Source organism: Pseudoalteromonas 'SMAR' (assembly GCF_048515945.1).
Classification (GTDB): domain Bacteria; phylum Pseudomonadota; class Gammaproteobacteria; order Enterobacterales; family Alteromonadaceae; genus Pseudoalteromonas.
In genome coordinates this window covers 1-16,611 of sequence record NZ_JBLWMW010000043.1, presented here as the reverse complement: position 1 = coordinate 16,611, position 16,611 = coordinate 1, and the positions used below count along the sequence as shown (strand labels likewise).

15 protein-coding genes are annotated in these 16,611 nt (G+C 44.5%); 9 read left to right on the top strand and 6 right to left on the bottom strand.

The window, feature by feature from the left end; all coding sequences use genetic code 11:
* Positions 1 to 125: 125 nt before the first annotated feature.
* Positions 126 to 1,325: an acyltransferase family protein gene (locus ACNKW2_RS15830; RefSeq protein ID WP_419149423.1), complete on the top strand. Its 1,200-nt coding sequence runs from the start codon at positions 126 to 128 to the stop codon at positions 1,323 to 1,325.
* Positions 1,326 to 1,352: 27 nt separating this feature from the next.
* On the opposite strand, the gene ACNKW2_RS15825 is transcribed toward ACNKW2_RS15830, so the two are convergent.
* Entirely contained in the window at positions 1,353 to 2,678 is a 1,326-nt protein-coding gene (locus tag ACNKW2_RS15825; protein WP_419149422.1) for a sensor histidine kinase, read from the bottom strand.
* A 9-nt stretch (positions 2,679 to 2,687) separates the two neighbouring features.
* Entirely contained in the window at positions 2,688 to 4,100 is a 1,413-nt protein-coding gene (locus tag ACNKW2_RS15820; RefSeq protein ID WP_419149421.1) for a sigma-54-dependent transcriptional regulator, read from the bottom strand.
* Positions 4,101 to 4,350: 250 nt separating this feature from the next.
* On the opposite strand from ACNKW2_RS15820, the gene ACNKW2_RS15815 reads away from it, so the two are divergent.
* The 3 genes from ACNKW2_RS15815 to ACNKW2_RS15805 are packed head-to-tail and all read left to right on the top strand — an operon-like array spanning position 4,351 to position 8,721.
* Positions 4,351 to 5,604: an efflux RND transporter periplasmic adaptor subunit gene (locus ACNKW2_RS15815; RefSeq protein ID WP_419149420.1), complete on the top strand. Its 1,254-nt coding sequence runs from the start codon at positions 4,351 to 4,353 to the stop codon at positions 5,602 to 5,604.
* A gap of 10 nt (positions 5,605 to 5,614) precedes the next feature.
* Entirely contained in the window at positions 5,615 to 6,322 is a 708-nt protein-coding gene (locus ACNKW2_RS15810; RefSeq protein ID WP_419149419.1) for an ABC transporter ATP-binding protein, read from the top strand.
* Between the two features lie 2 nt (positions 6,323 to 6,324).
* Positions 6,325 to 8,721: an ABC transporter permease gene (locus ACNKW2_RS15805; protein WP_419149418.1), complete on the top strand. Its 2,397-nt coding sequence runs from the start codon at positions 6,325 to 6,327 to the stop codon at positions 8,719 to 8,721.
* A gap of 67 nt (positions 8,722 to 8,788) precedes the next feature.
* Here the strand turns inward: ACNKW2_RS15805 and ACNKW2_RS15800 are convergent, their stop codons facing one another.
* Positions 8,789 to 9,271, bottom strand: a complete 483-nt coding sequence (locus ACNKW2_RS15800) for a SixA phosphatase family protein (RefSeq protein ID WP_419149417.1) — start codon at positions 9,269 to 9,271, stop codon at positions 8,789 to 8,791.
* A gap of 192 nt (positions 9,272 to 9,463) precedes the next feature.
* On the opposite strand from ACNKW2_RS15800, the gene ACNKW2_RS15795 reads away from it, so the two are divergent.
* The 3 genes from ACNKW2_RS15795 to glmS all read left to right on the top strand — a co-directional run bounded on the left by ACNKW2_RS15795 (position 9,464) and on the right by glmS (position 12,566).
* A complete protein-coding gene (locus ACNKW2_RS15795) occupies positions 9,464 to 9,781 on the top strand; it encodes a DUF6482 family protein (protein ID WP_419149416.1) in 318 nt (105 codons plus the stop codon).
* Between the two features lie 162 nt (positions 9,782 to 9,943).
* Positions 9,944 to 10,717 (top strand): DeoR/GlpR family DNA-binding transcription regulator, encoded by a 774-nt coding sequence (locus ACNKW2_RS15790; RefSeq protein ID WP_419149415.1) that lies wholly within the window; start codon positions 9,944 to 9,946, stop codon positions 10,715 to 10,717.
* Between the two features lie 28 nt (positions 10,718 to 10,745).
* A complete protein-coding gene (gene glmS / locus ACNKW2_RS15785) occupies positions 10,746 to 12,566 on the top strand; it encodes a glutamine--fructose-6-phosphate transaminase (isomerizing) (protein ID WP_419149414.1) in 1,821 nt (606 codons plus the stop codon).
* Between the two features lie 166 nt (positions 12,567 to 12,732).
* Here the strand turns inward: glmS and ACNKW2_RS15780 are convergent, their stop codons facing one another.
* A complete protein-coding gene (locus ACNKW2_RS15780) occupies positions 12,733 to 12,948 on the bottom strand; it encodes a hypothetical protein (protein ID WP_419149413.1) in 216 nt (71 codons plus the stop codon).
* Positions 12,949 to 13,175: 227 nt separating this feature from the next.
* On the opposite strand from ACNKW2_RS15780, the gene ACNKW2_RS15775 reads away from it, so the two are divergent.
* Together ACNKW2_RS15775 and ACNKW2_RS15770 are read left to right on the top strand one after the other, a co-directional pair.
* The gene (locus tag ACNKW2_RS15775; protein WP_419149412.1) at positions 13,176 to 14,003 is read left to right on the top strand and encodes a TnsA endonuclease C-terminal domain-containing protein; all 828 of its coding nucleotides are present in this window, start codon (positions 13,176 to 13,178) and stop codon (positions 14,001 to 14,003) included.
* The gene (locus ACNKW2_RS15770) at positions 13,987 to 15,171 is read left to right on the top strand and encodes a hypothetical protein (RefSeq protein ID WP_419149411.1); all 1,185 of its coding nucleotides are present in this window, start codon (positions 13,987 to 13,989) and stop codon (positions 15,169 to 15,171) included. Before ACNKW2_RS15775 ends, ACNKW2_RS15770 begins: the two co-directional genes overlap by 17 nt.
* 50 nt (positions 15,172 to 15,221) lie before the next feature.
* Here ACNKW2_RS15770 and ACNKW2_RS15765 read toward each other — a convergent pair whose 3' ends face one another.
* Together ACNKW2_RS15765 and ACNKW2_RS15760 are read right to left on the bottom strand one after the other, a co-directional pair.
* Positions 15,222 to 15,746, bottom strand: coding sequence for a hypothetical protein (locus ACNKW2_RS15765; RefSeq protein WP_419149410.1), 525 nt, complete (start codon positions 15,744 to 15,746; stop codon positions 15,222 to 15,224).
* 60 nt (positions 15,747 to 15,806) lie between these two features.
* On the bottom strand, positions 15,807 to 16,547 hold the full coding sequence (locus ACNKW2_RS15760) for a polymorphic toxin type 44 domain-containing protein (RefSeq protein WP_419149440.1): 741 nt from the start codon (positions 16,545 to 16,547) through the stop codon (positions 15,807 to 15,809).
* Between the last annotated feature and the right edge of the window lie 64 nt (positions 16,548 to 16,611).

The following is a 16,611-nucleotide window of genomic DNA, read 5'->3' as shown; positions in this document are numbered from 1 at the left end:
CACTTCTTTTATCCCACTAATCCACGGTTTATCCCTCGTCGTTGTTATATAAGCAAATTTTGGTTTGTTTAGACACCGAACTGGAGCAGTTTAAAAGTACGTTTACTGCCAAAAAGAAATTAAACATGGAGCATTTAAACCGGCGAGTGGAGCTAGACTGGCTGCGTGTCATTGCATTTGCAGTACTCATTTTTTATCACACCGCCATGTTGTATGTGCCTAACTGGGAGTTTCACTACAAGAGCGCTTATACTGCGGTTTGGCTAGAGTATTTGATGCTATTGCTTTCACCGTGGCGGATGTTGCTTATCTGGTTTATCTCGGGTGTAGCCCTTAGATACATTTTTGACAAACAAGGGGCATGTACCGCAATGCTTTTTCGTACCCCTTTGCTATTACTGCCATTACTGTTTGGTGTCTGGGTTGTTGTGCCTGTGCAACTTTATGCCGAAATGCAGCAAAATGCTGGCATGACGCTAGGGTATGTCGACTTTTATAAGCAGTTTATTGACCTTAACAGCCCCTTGTTTCGTCAGTATCAAAGCGGTATTTGGCCCCATGTCGATGTTAATCACCTTTGGTACTTGCGAGAGTTATGGTCCTTTACTCTGCTTCTCGCTGTGTTGCATATTGTTTTTACCTCTAAGCTTCAAGCCATATTGCTGCGTGGGATAGTCTTACCGGGAGCACCTTACCTCTTGAGTGCGCTTGCTGTTCTAAGTTTACTCTGGGCTCAGTTAGCGTTAGAGGGAGATAACCAAAGAGAGTTGCAAGGCTTTGTGTTTTTGTTTGCAGGTTACCTATTGGCCAAACAGCAACAATTTTGGGTCTGGCTGGCTCACCACAGTAAAGTGTTACTATGGATTTGTGCTGCCAATGCTTTGATTATACTGCTTTTATATCATTTTTACTGGTTGCGAGGCTCGCTTTCCCCTATCATTGTTTGGGGCGGTGGTATTGTCTTGGTATTGCAGCGTGTGTGCGCCGTTTTATTAATACTTGCATTGGCTGCACGCTACCTTACTCGCTCTCATCCGTTGCTGGCGAGACTCAACAAAGCGGTGTTTCCCATATATCTGTGGCATCAAAGCGTGATCATAGCTTTAGTGTTATGGTTAAATCAGTATCACCTAGGTGGTGTGTTGGAGGGCTTATTGGTACTGCTAGGCACAGGACTGTTCTCTTGGTTTTTATATCGGCTAACACCCAGATTGGGCTCAGTAGGGCTAATAATGGGCTATCGCAGCCACACATTGACGCGAAATAAATGGCTATGGCTATTTGGGTGTGTGTTGTTGCTGCCACTAATAATGCGCATTACATAAACTTGCTGATGCCCCCTTTGCAGGGTGTTAACCAAACACACAGCGAAAACAGGCACCTTGTTGGCGTTTAAGATAAATTAAATCGCCACCATGATTAATCATAACCTGCCGTGAGAGACTTAAGCCGATCCCGGAGCCCTGTTGTTTAGTGGTAAAAAATGGCACAAAAATCATCTCTACCACATGCTCGGCAATGCCAGCGCCATTATCACTTATTTCTATGTAATGCTGGCCGGCATTATTTACTCCGGTCTTTAACATCACTTGGCGTTTACTTTGCTCGTCCAAGTTATTGTCTTGTAGCAGTGCTTCAATGGCATTTTTGCTTAAGTTAATCAGTACTTGCTCAATTTGAGCCGCATCTAACATCACCAGCTGCGAGTGCCTGATATCGAGTTGTAAGTCGATGCCAGCTTCAGCACAGCTTGGTTGCTGTAATTGATAAATCCCTTCCACCAGTGGCGCAAGCTGAGTGGGCTGCAAAGCCGGGCTGGGTAAACTACTGACGCGTCTGAAGCGCGCGATAAAATCACCTAAATACTCAGTGCGTTTTGCCAGTGTTTGCAGCGCTAAAGCCAGGTCTTGTTTATCTTCTTCCTGGTCAAAACATAATGTCTCAGGGAGTAACCCCTCACAGGTTTGGGCAATCGACGACAGCGGAGTGATAGAGTTCGCCACCTCATGGGTTAGTACCTTGGTGAGGCGCTTATAGGCCTGTTGCTCTTTATTTTGTAAGGCATCTCGAATGGACTGTAAGGTCACGATTTTACGAATTTGCCCTTGGATCTGTGCCGACGTAATTTGTATAGACAAGTTATCTTGCTGCTCACCATATTGCCAATTTGCAATGGTTTTCAATCTGTTATCGCATGCTTTAACCAGTGGTGCGATGTTTTCTAACTCTTCGCTGTGATTGATGGTTTTGCCGAGCAACCGAGCGACCGCTGGATTTGATTCAATCACATTACCCTCGCTGTCGAACACCAAAACGGCCAAGTCGATATGCACCAGCAAGGTTTGTAAAAAGTGAGCCTGCTGCTCAGCGGTTAACCGCGCGCTTTGGAACCGGGTTTTAATTTCTTCTAAGTGCTGCCGCATGGGGTGATGTTGGCTCAGTCCCAAAGAGCTATCGCCATTGGCTAGAGACTTAAGCACAAAACTCATGTGCTTGTTTTGCTTGTTAAACTGCAAATATAAAGCTGCAATAAACGCCATGGCAAGAAGGGTAAGCAACAGCCAAGTTGCCGAAAAACCATCTTGTATATACAAATATTGTGACAGTCCACTTATGATGATTAGCGCGATGATAGTAAAGAAAAAAACAACGCTAGGGTGGTGAGCAAGGCGAGTCATTTTGTCATCCTACAAATCGTATTTTTCTAAGCGGCGATACATAGCACCTCGGGTTAATCCGAGTGCTTTGGCGGCATTTGAAACATTTCCCTGATAGTGTTTGAGCGCCGCACGAACCGTACGTTGTTCAATTTCTTCAAGATTAAAAGTGTCTGCGAAAGTGAGTGTATTGGTGTTCGCGCTATCTTCCATACTGGCGGGCATCGATGTGTGGTTACTGCCAATCACGGTACTAATATCTAAAAGCTCGCTGTCACTTAAAATCACCGCGCGTTCAATTGCATGGGCAAGCTCTCTGACATTACCTGGCCAAGGGTAGGCTTGCAGTCTTTGCATGTCGCTGCTTTGCACTGCAAGTTGGCGTTTATACTTATGGCAAAAGTGTTCTAGGTAGTAGTTTACTAGCAGTGGAATATCATCGACACGCTCACGCAGCGGCGGCAGGCGGATCTCCACGGTATTGATGCGATAGAGTAAATCTTGCCGAAATCGCCCCTCATCAACCGCTTGTTGCAGGTTGTCATTGGTGGCACAAATAAGGCGTATGTCTACTGAAATAGGCTTGTTGCCACCCACAGGAGTCACTTGTCGATTCTGTAGGGCTGCAAGCAAGGTGGTTTGTTGCTTCATAGGCAGGTTGCCCAACTCATCCAAGAACAAACTGCCTTCATGGGCGAGCTCAAAGCGGCCGACCTTATCGCTTTTGGCGTCGGTAAATGCTCCCTTTTTATGACCAAATAGCTCGCTTTCAAACAAACTGTCGGAAATGGCCCCCATATCTAAGCTAATAAAAGCATTATCGCGACGCATACTCGCTTGGTGAATGGCATGAGCTGCCAATTCTTTACCTGTGCCACTTTCGCCGGTGATCAAAATATTGGCATCGGTGAGCGCCGCGCGCTCTATAGTGCTAAACACCTTTTGCATGGCAGAACTTTGACCTAAAAAGGCAAATTGCTGGTTGCCACTGGACTGGTTGAGTGCTTGATTTAAGCCTTGTGTTTGCCGAGTAAGCTTACCCACTTGTTGCTTGTCTTTGGCGTGTGCAAATGCGGCGGCAACGGCCCCTAGCAATTGGTCGTTTTGCCACGGTTTAGCAATAAAGTCTGCGGCACCGGCTTTGATGGCATCGACAGCGAGTTGAATATCGCCATAGGCGGTCATTAATAACACCACAATGCTGGAGTCTTGTTCGACAATTTTCTTTAGCCAATAAAACCCTTCTTTGCCGCTGATGGCGTCTTGGCTAAAGTTCATATCGAGTAAGATAACGTCTACTTGTTGCGCTGCAATGTGCGCTTCTATATCGAAAGGGTTATCTGTGGTGATGATGGTTTGATAATGCTTTTTTAGTAATAGCTTTGCTGCAATTAATACATCGCTGTTGTCGTCGACAATTAATATGGTGCCTTCCTGCTTCATACCCTAATCGCTTTCTTTTTCTTTTAGCGTACCGCAATCGTTTACATCTCGTCTACGAAAAGTGTTCATTTATGGACACTTTGCTGTTGTTAATGTGTTCTATTTCCGGACACTAATCGATCCTGAACAAGAACGAGAAAAGCTTAACTTCATGTTTTTAAATGAAAATTACACTTTGGCATAGCCCTTGATTATAGTTACCCATATTCGCTAACAACGATTCAACAGATAAAGCACAATAGGCGTGATTATGGATAAGAAAATAGAGCGTTCAGGATTACAAAAACACCTTAAAAAAGCCGTTGTGGCTGGGGTATTGCTTGGTATTGCAGCCGCGGCTGTGGCATTTAATAACACCGCTTCGTCGGGTCGCAGCCAAAACCTAGAGCTGAGTAATTTAACCGTCAGCACAGTAAAGCAGGGCGCATTTGTGGATGCTTTGAGTCTGCGCGGTCGAGTGGTGCCAAAAACCACCATTTACTTAGATACCATCGCTGGGGGGCAAGTAGAAGAGCGTTTGGTAGAGCAAGGTGAGTACGTTGAAGCGGGTCAGCCCTTGGTTAGGCTAAGCAACACCAGTTTGCAGCTGGATGTCATGAGCCGCGAAGCTCAGGTAACCGAGCAGCTCAATTTCTTGCGTAATACGCAAATGACGATGGAAACAAGTCGCCTTAATTTACGTCGTGACCTATTGGAAATTGACTTAAAAATAAGCCATTTGCAGCGTCGTTATAAGCAATCTAAACCCTTGGTTGAAAAAGGGGTGTTAGCAACCGACAGCTTGTCGGAAATTAAAGAGGATTTACAGTATTACAAGGCTCGTAAAGAGTTAACGCTAGAGCGCCAGGCTCAAGAAAACTCCATTCGAAAAGTGCAAGTTGAGCAGTTGGAAGACAGTGCCGAGATGCTGCAAAAAAACCTACAATTTGCGCGTAAAAACCTCGAAAACCTACTGATCAAGGCACCTGTTTCTGGCTATTTGAGTGAGCTGGACGTCGAAATCGGCGCCTCAAAGCAAAAAGGTGCACGCCTCGGGCAAATTGATATTCCCGATGAATACAAGCTAGTGGTGCGACTCGATGAATTTTACCTAAACCAAGTGCAACCTGATATGGCGGTAAATGTGATGCTAGACAGTGGCATTGTCACCGCTAAAGTGAGCAAAATTGATAGCCGAGTGACGCAATCACAATTTCAAATCGAGGTGGCACTGCCAACTGGGCAAAACGATATTAAACGAGGCCAAAGCATTGATGTAGAGCTAATGTTAGGCGGCAACAAAGAAAACGCATTACTGCTAAAACGCGGCGCCTTTTTTACCAGCTCCGGCGGTAACTGGGTCTATGTGCTGACAAGTGATGGTAAAACCGCTGAACGTCGTGACATTCGCCTAGGCAAGAAGAATCAAGATTACTACGAAGTGTTAGATGGCCTATCGCCTGGTGAGCAAGTGATCACCTCAAGCTACAGCAACTTCGACAAAGCGCAACAGCTAAATTTCTAAGGACATAAGAATGATAAAGTTAACTAATTTAAACCGTGTATTTCGTACTCAAGACGTTGAAACAACTGCGCTAAGTGAGATTAATTTAACCGTTAACGAAGGCGAATTTGTGGCCATTATGGGCCCTTCTGGTTGTGGTAAATCGACGCTACTTTCGATTCTGGGGATGTTGGACTCACCGTCTTCTGGTCAGTTTGAATTTGCTGGCACAGACATCGCAGGCTACAGCGAGAAGCAGTTATCACAGCTGCGCAAAGCCGCCATTGGCTTTGTCTTTCAAAGCTTTAACCTTATCGATGAATTAACCGTATTTGAGAACGTCGAGCTACCGCTGCAATACCAAAATATCTCAAAAAGTGAACGCAAACAGCGCGTAGAAGAGATTTTAAAACGTGTCGCCATTGACCACCGTGCCGAGCACTTGCCGCAACAGCTTTCTGGTGGTCAGCAGCAACGTGTTGCCGTAGCCAGAGCCTTAGTTATTAATCCAAAACTGATTTTAGCCGATGAGCCCACGGGTAACTTAGACTCGAAAAACGGCGAAGAAGTCATGACCATGTTACGTGAACTTAACCGTGAAGGAACCACGGTGATCATGGTGACGCACTCGGAAAAAGAAGGCAGCTATGCCGATAGGTTGGTGCGCTTACTAGATGGCCAGATCATGCTAGACAAGGCCAATGAACAAAACACCCTTCACAGCTGCGAGGTTGCGTAACTATGTTGAGTAACTATCTTATTACGGCACTTCGTGCTTTTAAGCAGCAAAAACAGCACTTTATACTCAATGTACTAGGGCTCAGTGTAGGCCTTGCTGCGGCGATTTTGGTGGCACTGTTTGCCAAAAATGAATTGTCGTACGATAGCCAGCAGCCTCATGCTGAGCGTGTCTATCGAATTGCACAAGACTATTCGCAATTAGGACTTGGCGTTGTGCCTATTTTTAACTATATCAATGGTACTCGAGCTCTGGAGTACAGCCAGGTTGAAGAGGTGTTTGCACTGACGATGGTGGAGTTTACTCGCGAAGCCGAAGTCGATGTCAAAGTGCAAAATCAAGGCTTTAAACTAAACGATCTCTATGGTGCCACGGCCAATATTGAAAACTTTATCAATATAAAAACGCTGGCAGGCAATCTTGAAAATGCCATGAGTGTGCCAAATAGCATCGCCTTAAGTCGTTCAGAGGCACAACGTATTTTTGGTCGTACTAATGTGATTGGCGAGACCCTGCAGCATAAAAATGGCCAATATACGGTAAACGCGGTGTTTACTGACTTACCTGAAAATACCCATTTTGGCTTTAAAAACCTGGTTTCCGTAGAGCATGATCCAGTCAACACGGACATTACTTCAAGCTATGTGTATTTACGATTGGCGCCGCAAACGGATGTCGCTGCATTGGAAAAAACACTGACTGACAAATACTATTTTGGTGATTTTAAAGGCCGCTTATCCCTGCAGCTACACCCCTTACTCGACCTCCATTTTACCGCAAAGTCACCGTTTGAAATGAAGGTGGGGGGAGCCAAGCAAGTGGTGATGATCTGTGCTGGTTTAAGCGTGTTGCTGATCCTCATTGCGGCTTTCAACTTCATTAATATGACGGTGGCACAATCGGCGAAGCGAGCAAAAGAAGTGGGAGTGCGTAAAGCGCTTGGTGCCAGTAAACCGCAATTGGTGACCCAATTTTTATCTGAGTCTGTGTTGGTGTCTTTATTATCGATGCTCATTGCTTGTGCTTTAGTGGAGTTATTACTACCTAGTTTTAATCACTTAGTTGGTCGCGCGCTCAGCATTGATTATGCTTCCGCTTTTAGCGTTGTTGTGGTCGTGGTTGCTATCGCGGTGGGCTTGTTAGCTGGCCTTTACCCTGCGTTCTTTATCTCATCTTTCAGTGCCAAGCGTGTGCTAAGTGGTGACTTACAACGTGGAAACACAGCGATATTGGTACGTAAGAGCTTACTGACCTTACAGGCAGGTCTGGCCATTGGGTTAATTATTGCGTCGGTAACGCTGCAATCTCAGTTAGCACATTTACAAAACTTACCACTAGGTTATGAAACTGACCAACGTTTGGTGGTTTCAGAAGTGCCGGTAAAATCCGCTTTCACCAAAGAGCCAACATCACTAATCAAGCAGTTTTCAGCGGTTGCAGGGGTGAAACACGTAAGTGTCATCGATACCCAGTTGACGCGCTCAATCAATAATACCTTAGTACCGACTTGGCCTAATGGTGAACAGTCACAATCCCTAACGCCAGTGATTGGCACAAGCTATGAGGTAGTTAAAGGGTTAGGACTAAGGCTACTTGCTGGTCGAGATTTTAGTCGCGAGTTTGCAGGTGATTGGGCAAGCCGAAATAATGGCGTTACAACCGTAGGCACCATTATTACAGAATCGGTTGCTAAGCAGGCCGGCTACAGTAATGCTGCCGATATCATTGGCAAAACCATTAAAGACACTGGCCGCAACGTGGAAATGCGAGTGGTGGGAGTGGTTGCCGATGTCAAAGTGGGCAATGCCCAAGAAGCGAACTCTAATATTATGTTTCTACTTGGCTTCACCTTTTTTAACCCAACCTCTGAAGTAGTCTTAACCATAGAACCACAGCAGCTAATGCAGATTAGGCAAGAATTGGTCAGCGTACTGGCAAAAACAGCGAATGTGTATGAGCCCGAGATTAACTTACTCTCTGAGAGTTACCAGGCGGTGCTAAGTGGTGATAAACGCATTTCTAACGTGGTACAGATCTTCACCAGCCTTGCGGTATTCTTAACCTGCTTGGGGACATTTGGTCTGGCATCTTTTGCCACCGTCCGTCGCCAAAAAGAAGTGGCGGTGCGTAAGGTGTTAGGCGCTTCGCGCTTTAGCATTGTTAATATCTTAGCCAAAGAGTTCCTGACTTTAGTGGCGGTCAGCGTCGCCATTGCTTATCCCATCACCTACTGGTTAGTCGGTGATTGGCTCGCCAACTTTAACGACAGAGTAGAGCAAGCAGTGTGGGTTTATGGTATTGCGGCTTTGGTGGTTGCTGGGATCACTTGGTTAACGGTTGCCACTCTTGCTTTTAAAGCCGCCAGCACACGACCATCGTTAATATTACGATATGAGTAAAGACAAGAATAGTTAATCCAACTTCGAGCAAAAAGATGACCTACCGCAAGTGGTAGGTCATTTTACGTTATTCGCTTTTGCTTTGATGCCTTATTAATCGGTATTCGCCATTATGTAAGCGCAATTCAAACAGCTTGTGAAACTCATCTTCGGCGATCATCACTTTGTACCCTGAAAGCTCAGCCAGTAACTCGGGGGTGGTATTGCTGTGGCCGGCAACCACGACAACGCCGTTATGCTCAAGTAACTCAGCTGCAAACGCAGACAGCTCTCTGGCGTTGTAAATACTCACTTCTTGTTTCGTCATTTTCGCTAGCGGCGCAAGGGTTTCTTGGGTGCGCTTATAATTACTACTGAAAAGGTGATTTGGTTGCCATGGGCTGAGCTGTTTGGCGATGGCATTAGCTCTTAATTGCCCTTGAGCTGTTAATGACGGATTTTGTCCTGCGGCTTTTTCCGCATGGCGTAATAAAAAAATATGGTCAGGTTTGGCCATACTGGCGGTTGAACTTAACAGCCCAAGTAAAGCGATGGCGTAAGGTTTTATCATAATGCGATCCTAGTTTTTGTTTTACCCTAACAGAAACACATACTCATACCAGTGTTTGTGCTCAGTGTTTTGTTAGCAAACTTTACCGGGCATTGCTGTATAGCCTGGTGGTTGAATTTTGTACAAGTAAGTGAACCTGGTGACGCTTTAATGCGTTTAATTAGAGGTTAATGACAAAACGAGGAGAGCGTTATGCTAGCCGCAGTATTGAAAGAAAAAATTGCCACACAAGAGTTGTCTGCCATCGTATTAAGTTATGCCGACTCCAATCACTATCTCGCTGGTGGCCAAGACGCCGTTGGTGATCTTCACATATTAACCAATCCTGCGGGAAAATTAGAACCGTTTAACTCCTTGCGAGAGGCAGAAGCAAAGCTCGTGGAGCTTGGCGCGACCCATGCCTTTTTGCGCGTAGAGTCTGCCTATGACGAAATTGGCCCTGAAGAATGTTGCAACAGCATCAGTAATATGGAGATCCGTAATCTGCGCCAGCCAGGTACAACGCTCTAGTTCAATATTTTATTTTGCGGCATAGCTATATGTCCCACCGCTATGCCCTCTACCATTACCTATTCACCTCTCTTTCAGGCCTCATTAGCTATATTACAAGTCACTTGTGCTTAAAAAAGTTTCGTTTATAATGTGCTTAAATTTCGAAACGAAACTTATTAGATGACCAAACGAAACACTCAGCAGCGCCGACACACCATACTTTCTTGGGTTAATGAGTATGGCGAAGTCAGTGTAGAAGCGCTTGCCGCTGAGTTTGAAACATCAGAAGTGACGATCCGTAAAGACTTAACGGCCTTAGAAAAAAGCGGGCTATTACTACGCCGTTACGGTGGTGCCATTGCGTTGCCAAAAGAAATCACTGCGACCAGCAAAGATGCGCAAGACTCGGCTCGCAAAACCGCCATTGCCAAAGCGGCTGCGGGGCTGATCAAAGATCATAACCGCATCATTATTGACAGTGGCAGAACCACAGAAACCTTGATCCCAGAACTGGCGACAAAGCATGGTTTAGTGGTGATGACCAATGCCATGAATATCGCTAACCGTTTATTGTCGTTAGAAAATGAACCGACATTATTGATGACCGGTGGCACCTGGGACCCGCACTCTGAGTCATTTCAAGGCCAAGTGGCTGAACACGTACTACAATCTTATGATTTTGATCAGCTATTTATTGGTGCCGACGGCATTGATGTTGAGCGAGGTACCACGACTTTTAATGAACTCATTGGCCTTAGCCAAGTGATGGCGAAATCAGCTCGTGAGGTCATTGTCATGGTTGAGTCAGATAAAATTGGCAGAAAAATACCGAATTTAGAAATCCCTTGGGCACAGATCACCACTTTGATCACCGACAACAACTTGGCTGAGTCACTCAGCCAAGCGATCAAAGCGCGTGGTATTCAACTCATCTGTGCTGAGGTTACGCAATAACACACAACGTGCAAATAATGGAGAGATTATGTGTGGAATCGTTGGCGCCGTTGCAGAGCGTCCAGTAAACAAAATTCTTATTGAGGGGCTAAAACGCCTTGAGTACCGTGGCTATGACTCTGCAGGAGTTGCACTGTGCGATAAAGGCACACTAAGCAGTGTGAAAGCAGTAGGCAAAGTGGTGAATTTAGAGTCTGCGCTTGAAAGCGCGGCAGTAACAGGTGCCACCGGTATTGCCCACACCCGCTGGGCAACTCATGGCGGGGTAACCGAAGCTAACGCTCACCCACACCTATCAAACAGCGAAATTGCTTTGGTGCACAATGGCATTATTGAAAACCACGCTGGCCTGCGCGCGGCACTGAAAGAAGATGGCTATGAGTTTCTTTCTGACACCGACACCGAAGTCATGGTGCACCTAATTCACCAACTTAGACAACAACACGATAGTTTACTGGCGGCCGTGCAAGCTGCAGTAAAGCAGCTTGAAGGCGCTTATGGCACGGTATTATTCGATAAAGCCAAGCAAGATGAAATCATTGTCGCACGTTCAGGAAGCCCACTGGTCATAGGCCTTGGTCTGGGAGAAAACTTTATTGCTTCCGATCAGCTGGCGCTATTACCAGTTACTCGTAGCTTTATCTTTTTAGAAGAAGGGGATGTAGCGCGGATCACCCGTGAAAGCGTCGAAATTTTTGATGCCAACGGCAACCCGGTAGAGCGTGAAGTGGTGGAGTCCAATATTAGCCAAGATGCCTCGGGTAAAGGCGAGTATCGCCACTACATGCTGAAAGAGATTTATGAACAGCCAATGGCCGTGCGCAATACCTTAGAAGGTCGTTTAGATAATGAACGCGTCACAATCGATGCATTTGGCGACAAGGCGAACGATATTTTCCAACAAGTGAAACATGTGCAAATTATTGCCTGTGGTACCTCGTATCACTCCGGTATGGTGGCACGCTATTGGCTAGAGCAAATGGCTGGCGTGAGTTGCAATGTTGAAATCGCCTCAGAGTTCCGTTATCGCGAGTCTTTTGTCCACGAAAACAGCCTGTTAGTGACTATTTCGCAGTCGGGCGAAACGGCCGATACACTTGCCGCTTTGCGTCTAGCGAAAGAGCAAGGCTACATGGCATCAATGACCATTTGTAATGTGCCTGGCTCATCCCTGGTGCGTGAATCCGATTTGGCCTTTATGACCAAAGCCGGTGCCGAGATTGGCGTGGCATCAACCAAGGCATTTACTACACAACTTGTGGGCTTATTGATGTTAACAGCGTCGATTGCACAGGAAAAAGGCCGAGATCAAAGTGCTATTGTTAACGCCATTAAAACGCTGCCAACCAAGTTAGAAGAAGCCTTAAGCATGGCTGAGGGCATCGAAGTGCTGGCTGAAGAGTTTGCCGATAAACACCACTCACTGTTCTTAGGTCGTGGATCGCAATACCCCATCGCGATGGAAGGCGCGTTAAAGCTCAAAGAAATTTCTTACATTCACGCCGAAGCCTACGCTGCTGGTGAGTTAAAGCACGGGCCTTTAGCGCTAATCGATGCTGACATGCCAATCATCGTGGTCGCTCCAAATAACGACCTGATTGAAAAGCTAAAATCAAACGTTGAAGAAGTGCGAGCTCGTGGCGGCATCATCTACGTATTCGCAGACAAAGACTCGCACTTTGAGTCGGACGAAACAATGCGAGTGATGAACGTGAACCACGTGGAAGACATCATTGCCCCTGTGGTCTATACCATTCCGCTGCAGCTGCTCTCCTACTATGTGGCCGTGATTAAAGGCACTGACGTGGATCAGCCGCGAAATTTGGCCAAGAGTGTGACGGTAGAATAAGAAAAGGCGCGCAAGCGCCTTTTTTTGTGATTTAGGAATATAGTTTCATACCAAGTATTAAAGTGTCATCCTAAGTAATAAAGTTTCATATCACTCCAAGTAAAAAAACGCCTCCATGATTAGGAGGCATTTTTGCTATACCTGTCGGTTAATGCGGGAGCTTTGTTTACGCTGGGTCCGCCAGGTTACCCTCATCAGCTTTCACAAAGGGCTTAAACTCATCATGAGTAACAACTGTGTTGTTTACCGCCTTTTTCGCCGTCCATTGCGTATTACTTCTCAAATACTCTCTGTTGTCTTCAGATTTTGATTTATTTACCAACCCTAAATGGTAATCCATCTCGTGATCTTGGTCAAAGTTCACATAATCCCAGTCGTTCATTATTTTTTCCTCTTACAGTGCAACATTGCACAAAATATATACTGGGGACGTGGGGAAGTTGTTTCAAGAAGTTAATTTTGGTTTTGAGAGAAAATTAGTGGTTGGATAGATTATTTAGTAGCCACAGCTGGTTAAAAGGTTAGTTGAGTAGGCAAGGAAAGTAATAAAGTTGCATATCGATACCGCTCTGACTATGCTGAAATTTCAATAAGCTATAGCGGTATATTATGTCTAGGAAGATTGGCCATACTGAGGCGCAATATCGTAAGTGGATTAAAGAGGGACGTGGTACTGGCGAGTATCAGGATTACAAGCCGTGGTTAACGGTTTATGATGCGCCATCCGATGGCCGTGTACATCGAGTCTTTGGTTATAAGTCCAAACGAACCCACCATTTATTATCCGATCTTGAACTATCCATGTTCTATTTGCTCGAGTGGCGGCAGGATGTGCTGCAAGTCAAAGAGCAGTTTCCGCTAGAGCGCGAGATAACATTAGAGCTAGCTGAATCTGCTGGTATCAAACACCCAAATGTTCGGGGCGTAGACCAATACCTATCAAGCGACTTTCTCGTTGAAACAACCTCGCGAGATCTCCCCTATTTTGCGTTACAAGCCAAATATGTCAGCGCTTTGGAAGAGCAGCGCAAAATAGAGATACTTGAACTCGAGAAACGCTTTTGGCATGAAAAGCAGATCCCTTGGCAAATAGTCACTGAGCAAGAGATCCCAAAAGTCGTTAAAGCGAATGTTGAATGGATTTATCCATTGCAAGGTGAGCATGAAGAAGCTTCAGACTCTGCTATTGAGCAAGCTAGATTCTATGCTGATTACTTTACAAAACACCCAGCTAAAAGCCTTATAAACGCCTGCAAAGAGATAGATACCGCCTATGGGCTAGACTTAGGAGAGTCGTTGTTTGAGATAAGAGCTTTGATGGCTGACCGTTATTTTACCTTTGATATTTTTACGCCAGTTCAAAAGCTACAAGTTGGTCATCTTAAACTAGGTAATGTTGAGCAAATTCAGGAGGTGTTTCGTGTTTCAAATCAATGAAGTATTGCAATACGAACAAACCTTGTATCGCATTTTAATGGTATTTGATTATTACGTGCTTTGGATAAAAGTGCACGATGACAAAGCTTTTCCTGAACTTGTTGAAATAACTGAGTTAGAACAGGGTTTTCAAGATGAAGTGCTCAAACGTGCAGCCGACCCATACAACGATATTGCTACTGCAATTCCAGAGCTAGGCTCTACCGCCCAGTTAAAACGTGATGAGAACTATGCCGCAATCAAGCCATTGGTAGAACTTGAGAACTGCTACGAACCGAAAGCGCGTGGCAAAGTGGTTAACCAAATAGTGGCAGAGACAGGCAAAACCAAACAGTCTATTTATCGTTTTGCTCGCAGATACTGGCAACGTGGCCAGATCCCCAACGCATTGTTACCCGATTATAAAAATTCAGGTGCCAAAGGCCAAAAGCGCCGAGCTACAACAACAAAGTTAGGACGGCCTCGGAAATACATGCCAGGTACTGGCGCTTTAATTGATGATTTTGCGGAGAAGCTTTTCCGCATAGCCATTGAGCGACACCTGTTAACCGACAAAGGTAAAACTTTTCGCTATGCACATAATCGTTTAAAAGATATCTATAGTCAGTACTTTCCAGATCTACCTGAAGAAGAGTTACCGACCTATTGGCAAATGGAGCATTTCTACAAACGTGAATATCGCCAAGTAGACAAAATAGAAGCGCAGGCGGGTGAAATAAAACGAAAGAAAGATATTCGACCGCTTACAGGTACCGCCGCAGCAGATGTTTTAGGGCCTGGCATGCGTTATGAAATTGATGCCACAATCGCAGATATTTATTTAGTGTCTGACTCTCAAAGAAGCAACATCGTCGGTCGCCCAGTGATTTACATGGTTATTGACGTATTTAGCCGTATGGTGGCTGGGTTTTATGTTGGTTTTGAAAACCCTTCATATGCCGCTGCCATTCAGGCAATACATATGGCCACGACGGATAAATCAGACTACTGCCGACAATTTGGTTTTGATATAACCCCACAGCAATGGCCGTGTATTGGCTTGCCTTCAGCACTGTTAGCCGATAGAGGAGAGCTAATTGGTCATCAAATTGAATGCCTTGATAATGGTTTTGGAGTGCGCATTGAAAATACGCCCCCGTTTAGGAGTTTTTGTGACATTGGGGGCTAAACCTAAAATCATTTCGCACATACGCCCATCTAAAAACTTTTTAATTACGTTCAAATATCTTTTAACTTAATTGACTCCACTATCTTACTATTATCATAAGAAGTAATATCAATAGTAATTAAGCCTTGTGAAAAATTAACATTAGCATATTTCACACTAGAAAACTGTTTAAGTTCTTTCCTCGCAACAAAAAATAAAAACTTTTTCTCAAATTTTTCTAATTTAACAAAATTATTAGAGGATAATGCTCCAACATCATATGAAATTAAAGCCAGAGCTATTTCTGAACTAACTTCAACCTTAGATAAATACCTTTCACCACTAAAGCCAAAAAAAATCACTTGATAGAAAATAAATACAATTGATAATACGAAGGTTATGTATATTCTAAATTTAAAGACTAATAAGAGTATTCCAAGTGTAAAAATGCCGAAGCTAACAATAGAATAAAGTAAGTCAAAAAGCCTGAAATCTTTGTCTAAAAACCAAAAAAACTCTAAGTCAAAAATAAAAAGACCCCATCCGATAATAAAAGGATGTAATAAAAGCAAGATTCCGACAATTTTATTTTTCACAATTAAATTCTCTCTATTAAAAATAGTGATTTAGTTAGACTAAATCACTATACTTTTACGTTACTTGTTTGATTCCTCTTTTGTAGGAGGTAAATCTGTTATCATTACACTACCAGTACCACCACCGCCACATGAACCATAGCACCCCCCGGATCCAAAGAAGATACCACCTCCCCAGCCACCACCATAACTAGAGCTACTTCCACCGCCTGTACCTCCTTGCGTAGAGTCATTAGTATCGCATGAATTTCCACCTGACCTACCAGAAGCTGTATCATTTTCGTACGCTTTATTTGAATAATCATATCCACTATTCACGTCCGCTGAATCTCCCGGGTTATCTCCTGTCCCATCTCCACTAGCTATGGCTTCAACTATATCTGCTGCCATTTTACTAATATCACCAGCATCCGGGTGTCCTGAGTTATTATAGTCTTGGTATTGTTGAACTATTGCAGCAGCAACTAGCGCCTCTTGCTTAGTATAACCAAGTTGATGTGCCGCAGCACCATAAAACCAGTTACCAAACTCATCAGGAACGTCTGAACCAGAATTATAATTTGAATTATTCTTCACATCATACTTTCTCCCAGAATAAAACATCGAGGATATAACCGAAGCTCTAACGTATGTTTGCCCAAACACACCACCAGAAGGTAATTTAGAAATGGCTTGTCCGGCTTGATCAAACTTCGAAAGATGCTCATTTATATTAAAGTTGTCCGGCTTATCACTAGGAGGTTGTTCCGCAAAAGAACATTGAGCAAGTGAGTTAAAAGATGTTGAAGCCAGAAGAATCACGGTCAAAGGGGCGTTGTTTCCTAAAAGTTTGAACTATCTTGCCAGCCTGTGATCAGATCATCTA